At 69.4% G+C, this 2,344-nt stretch carries 3 protein-coding genes; 1 reads left to right on the top strand and 2 read right to left on the bottom strand.

The window, feature by feature from the left end; all coding sequences use genetic code 11:
• Positions 1-111 precede the first annotated feature (111 nt).
• A complete protein-coding gene (locus ACG2DA_RS22425; RefSeq protein ID WP_395258877.1) occupies positions 112-927 on the top strand; it encodes a glycosyltransferase in 816 nt (271 codons plus the stop codon).
• Between the two features lie 424 nt (positions 928-1,351).
• Here the strand turns inward: ACG2DA_RS22425 and ACG2DA_RS22430 are convergent, their stop codons facing one another.
• Together ACG2DA_RS22430 and ACG2DA_RS22435 are read right to left on the bottom strand one after the other, a co-directional pair.
• On the bottom strand, positions 1,352-1,696 hold the full coding sequence (locus ACG2DA_RS22430; RefSeq protein ID WP_395258879.1) for a hypothetical protein: 345 nt from the start codon (positions 1,694-1,696) through the stop codon (positions 1,352-1,354).
• Between the two features lie 34 nt (positions 1,697-1,730).
• Positions 1,731-2,183, bottom strand: coding sequence for a hypothetical protein (locus ACG2DA_RS22435; RefSeq protein ID WP_395258881.1), 453 nt, complete (start codon positions 2,181-2,183; stop codon positions 1,731-1,733).
• Between the last annotated feature and the right edge of the window lie 161 nt (positions 2,184-2,344).

A 2,344-nucleotide genomic window follows, 5' to 3' on the forward strand; every position in this document is an offset into this window, starting at 1 on the left:
GCTCGCCGCCGACTACGCCCTGTGGTCCGAACGCGGGTGCGACGCGGCGGCGTACGGCGGACTGCCGGACGTGCTGGCGGACCCGGGCGTCTGCGCGCCGTGGGGGACGAAATGAGCCCGCCGGACGTGATGTTGGCGCACCACTGGATTTGCCGCGAACCCCGCATTCTGCATTGCGCCGGCTACCACGCCTCCGCCGTGGAGTTGGTGGCGGCGCTTCCGCCGGGACGCATCCATCTGATCGTCACCGATTGGTGGTCGCGGCCCCCCGAGGTGAAGTTGAAATGGGTGGACGAACTGCTCAAGGAGCGGTCGGACGTGAAGCCGATCCTGCTCGCCCAGAGAGAGGCGGACGCCCACGCTTTGCGGAAGGCCGGACCGTTCCCCGTCGAGACGGCGAACCAGAACGGCCTTGTGGACGAGCGGTTGTTCCGCCCGGGCGCGGAGGAGCCGGAGTTCGACGCCGTGTACACCGCCCGCCCGTCCCCCTTCAAGCGGCACGAACTGGCCTCGGACGTGGACTCCCTGCTCCTGATCTGCCGGGCGACGACCTCAACGGTTACGGAGGAGCACTTCGCCCGGGTTCGCCGGGACCTTCCCCGAGCCGAGTACGCCCTGTGCGGCTTGCCGGTGGTCAGCACTCCCAGCGAGGGCGGGCGGGAGGAAGTCTTCTCCCCGCAATACGCCCGGATCGTTCCGCCCGCCCCGGGCCATATCGCGGCGGCCGTTCGGGAACTGGCGGGGCGGCGAGCGGACCCCGGGGCGGTTCGACAGGCGGCTCTCGACCGCTTGCTGCCCCACCGGCGCCGGTTCATCGACCTCTGCCAGCGGATCTACGATGAAGAGGGGGCGGGCCGGGACTTCGCCCGGGACTTCTACGGGTCGTTCTTCGACAAGATGCTGCGGTGGGGCCGCCTCTCTTGGTGACCCGGCGCCGAACGCGCCTGCCCCCTAATCAGTCCCCCGTCCGATTCGGCGTTGGCTCGGAGCGGTTCAGGCGGCGCCAACGAACAGGCCGACCAGGAACGCCATGAGACTGGATTCGCTGGGCTCCTCGGGCTTGCGGCTGGCGCTCTGGGCAGCGCTGCCCGAAAGTCTGCGGCCGGAGGAGACGGGAGGCGGCGGCGGCGAGACAGGACGATCGCGCCATGCGGAGCCCTTCACGTCAGGCGGGGGCGGGTTGCGAGGCATCGTCTCGTTCTCTCTCGGGTGGGGGTGTGGCAGGACCCTCCGTCAAATTTGACGGAGGGTCTGGGATGCCTATTTCAGTAGCGTGAGGGGGGCGGTGCCGAACGCGCCAGTGAGGTCCACCGTCTCCGTCGCGGCCCGCGGGTCCGCTCGGGACGGGGCGTCAGCGGGCCAGTATGCGGGAGCGGACGGCCCGCACGTCCTCGATGGCCGGCTGTTCGTCTTTCGGCAGGTGCGGTTCGATCATCGTCACTTCCACCATCGCCGGGAGCGGGTGATGGGCGAGGTAGTGCTTGCGGCCGGAGACCGTCACCCGCTGGCCGTCGAACTGTTTGTGGTCGCCGAACAGGGCGTGCGTCAGGCAGTAGACCGGGCCGGACAGGTTCGTCTCCAGTAGGAACCCGCCGCGGTCGTCGCCGTCGATGAGGCGGACCGTGCCGTCCACGCTGCCGTAGGACGTGGCGCCTTGGTCGTCTATCAGGTGCGTGGCGCCGACGGTCTTGCTCATTGGTTTGTTCTCTTGGGTGTTCGGGGAGGGGGAATCAGGCTTCGGCGGAGTGAATCGAGGACCACGAAAGCGCCGGGGGGTCAAAGTCCGGGTTCGGAACGCGAAGCGGTCCGTCGTGCGTCGCAACGGTCGCCTTCTCCCCGGGGCTCGCCGGCGGGACGAGGTCCACGACGTTCGGCACCTCGAAGGAGCGGCCGTCCTTCAGGGCGAGCGAAACGTGCCGGGCGTACAGACGAACGGCCCCCGCCGCCGGAGCGGCGACCCGGACGATGTCGGGCGGCTCGGGCACCTCCACGGCGATGCTGACCCGGGTTCCGCGGTGGTCGGGTTCTGAGACGGCCGCGGCGAGCTTCGGCCGGTAGTACGTTCTGTGGTGATGACGGACGCCGCCCGTCCGGTCCGTGAAGTAGGCCACCTGCACCGACGCGATGAAGTCCTCGCGGTCGTCCAGGTGTGCTTGCAGGATGTCGCGCAGCACGTCAGGCATGACTTTGACTTTCTGTCGGCGGGGGCGGGGGAGGGGGAATCAGCGGAGGCGGTGGTCCGGGGCGACGTGCAGGTATCCCCGGTGAGGACACGCCGCGCCAGGGGGGAGTCAGCGGGCGGTTAGCAGCGAGAAGGTTTCGCGTATTCGGGCTCTCACGACCT

Source organism: Alienimonas sp. DA493, assembly GCF_043951915.1.
Classification (GTDB): domain Bacteria; phylum Planctomycetota; class Planctomycetia; order Planctomycetales; family Planctomycetaceae; genus Alienimonas.

Bases quoted from the DNA above. Each gene is read 5' to 3' on its own strand.
- ACG2DA_RS22425 (WP_395258877.1), top strand. From the start codon at position 112: ATGAGCCCGCCGGACGTGATGTTGGCGCACCACTGGATTTGCCGCGAA.
- ACG2DA_RS22430 (WP_395258879.1), bottom strand. From the start codon at position 1,696: ATGAGCAAGACCGTCGGCGCCACGCACCTGATAGACGACCAAGGCGCC.
- ACG2DA_RS22435 (WP_395258881.1), bottom strand. From the start codon at position 2,183: ATGCCTGACGTGCTGCGCGACATCCTGCAAGCACACCTGGACGACCGC.